Origin of the sequence: Enterobacter cloacae complex sp. IR5422 (genome assembly GCF_049238165.1) — a bacterium.
In the GTDB taxonomy this organism is placed as follows: domain Bacteria; phylum Pseudomonadota; class Gammaproteobacteria; order Enterobacterales; family Enterobacteriaceae; genus Enterobacter; species Enterobacter roggenkampii.
Window position 1 is genome coordinate 1 of the sequence record NZ_JBMKHT010000119.1, and the last position, 530, is coordinate 530.

Annotated in this window: 2 tRNA genes and 1 rRNA gene; all 3 read left to right on the forward strand. The window is 47.4% G+C overall.

The window, feature by feature from the left end:
- Positions 1 to 78 (forward strand): 16S ribosomal RNA (locus tag ACOTXT_RS22485); the annotation flags it as partial.
- A 70-nt stretch (positions 79 to 148) separates the two neighbouring features.
- A tRNA-Ile gene (locus tag ACOTXT_RS22490) sits at positions 149 to 225 on the forward strand.
- A 43-nt stretch (positions 226 to 268) separates the two neighbouring features.
- Positions 269 to 344 (forward strand) — tRNA-Ala (locus ACOTXT_RS22495).
- Positions 345 to 530 lie beyond the last annotated feature (186 nt).

The window sequence follows — 530 nt, forward strand, 5'->3', positions numbered from 1 at the left end:
ACCACTTTGTGATTCATGACTGGGGTGAAGTCGTAACAAGGTAACCGTAGGGGAACCTGCGGTTGGATCACCTCCTTACCTTAAAGAACCTGCCTTTGTAGTGCTCACACAGATTGTCTGATGAAAAAACAGCAGTAAAAATCTCTGCAGGCTTGTAGCTCAGGTGGTTAGAGCGCACCCCTGATAAGGGTGAGGTCGGTGGTTCAAGTCCACTCAGGCCTACCAAACTCCTTTTAAAGGATGAGCGGTACAGAGATTGCAAAACGATGGGGCTATAGCTCAGCTGGGAGAGCGCCTGCTTTGCACGCAGGAGGTCTGCGGTTCGATCCCGCATAGCTCCACCATCTTTTACTGCGAACCCAAGAAAACTTCAGAGTGAACCTGAAAAGGTGCACTGCGAAGTTTTGCTCTTTAAAAATCTGGATCAAGCTGAAAATTGAAACGACACATCTTTAAGGTGTGTTCGAGTCTCTCAAATTTTCGCAATCAGAAGTGAAACATCTTCGGGTTGTGAGGTTAAGCGACTAAGC